Source organism: Oleiphilus sp. HI0125, assembly GCF_001635355.1.
Genome location: NZ_LWGF01001375.1, coordinates 1 through 1,620, shown reverse-complemented (window position 1 = coordinate 1,620; position 1,620 = coordinate 1). Strand labels below are relative to the sequence as shown.

General features: G+C 44.8%; 2 protein-coding genes. Both read left to right on the top strand.

Features of this window, described 5'->3' with window-relative positions:
- Nucleotides 1–407: cell envelope integrity protein TolA (tolA, locus tag A3762_RS23540; RefSeq protein WP_068757917.1), on the top strand; the 407-nt coding region annotated here is incomplete at its 5' end.
- Nucleotides 408–474: 67 nt separating this feature from the next.
- Nucleotides 475–1,620, top strand: a 1,146-nt coding sequence (gene tolB, locus A3762_RS23535) for a Tol-Pal system beta propeller repeat protein TolB (protein ID WP_068757915.1), incomplete at its 3' end; no start/stop codon positions are given.

Below are 1,620 nucleotides of genomic sequence, written 5' to 3'. Positions count from 1 at the left end.
GACGTTTAGAGAAATTGGCTGAACAACGAGAGAAAACGCTACGAGAGCAGCGTATGGCAGAGCGCCTTAAAGGTATTCAAGATCTCAAAGAGTCTGCGCAATCTCCAGAGCCTGTTTTTGATTTGGATGAAAAGACCAGATATTTGTCGATTATTCGTAGCCGTATTGAATCTCGATGGTTCAAGCCGCCCGGGGCTCAAAACGACACTGTCGTACTGCGTATTCGATTGTTTCCTACGGGTGAGCTGCAGAGCGTAGATGTAATAGACAGTAGTGGTAACTCTGCTTTGGATCAAAGTGCATTGGCGGCGGTTAATGCGGTAGGTAAGTTTGAAGTGCCAAAAGAAACGGCATTCTTTGAAAAATATTTTAGGTCTTTTCAAATGAGCTTTAAGCCAGAAGCTTAGTTGGTATATGTGCGAGGTTAGGGTGTTGTTATTTCTATTGAGAGTTTTTTTGGTGAGCGCCTTTTGCGTGCAGGCAGTTTATGCTGAGCTTCGTATTGAGATTACCAAGGGGTCGGACGACGCCGTTCCAATTGCTGTTGTTCCATTTACTAATCGCACGAACCAAGCCCTTCCTGCGGATATCGCACGAATTATCGATGCGAATTTATTGCGTAGTGGAGATTTCGTTACCTTGCCGACCAATAAAATGCTGAGTCTTCCTGATAAATCAGGGGATGTGTATTTTCGTGATTGGAAGATGCTAGGGCAGAGTTTTGTGCTGGTGGGGCAGGTTAGCTCAGATGCAGCGGGTAGGCGATTTCACGTCCAGTACGAGCTAATGGATGTATATAATCAGAAGCGCGTTGTCGGTGAGCTGATTTCTTCTAGTACGACGGGGATGCGACAGTTAGCGCATCGTATATCGGATAAAATTTATGAAGCGATCACGGGTGTGCGTGGTGCATTCTCAACCAAAATCGCTTATGTCACTTTAGATCTAAAGGGTGACGATGCTGAGTATCGACTTCAGTTAGCTGATGCGGATGGACAGCGTTCCAAGACCTTGTTTAAAAGTGCTAAACCAGTCTTGTCGCCTTCTTGGTCAAACGATGCAACACGTATTGCATATGTCTCTTTCGAGAGCGGTCGACCGGCGATCTATATTCAAAACATTAAAACTGGAAAGCGTAAGCAGATTACTAATTTTCGTGGTTTGAATAGTTCGCCTATGTGGTCGCCAGATGATAAAAAGCTGCTAATGACTTTGTCGAAAGATGGGAACGCTGAGATCTATTCCTATCATATTGCATCGGCGAGTTTGGATCGCTTGACCAATCATTATGGTATTGACACTGAAGGTAGTTGGTCGCGCGATGGTAGACGAATTGTGTTTACCAGTGATCGTTCTGGCACGCCTCAAATCTATGAGATGGATCTTGTCGAAAGACGTCCCGAGCGCTTGACCTTTAAGGGCCGTTATAATGCGCGTCCGCGATTTAGTTATGATGGTGAGAAAGTTTATTTTGTTCATAAGTCAACGCGTGATTACCATATCGCATCGATGAACGCTGACGGAACGGACCAATATATTTTGACGGACACACCTTTGGATGAATCACCTAGTGTGTCTCCTAATGGGCGTATGATCATTTATGCCACAAAGAGAAATGGT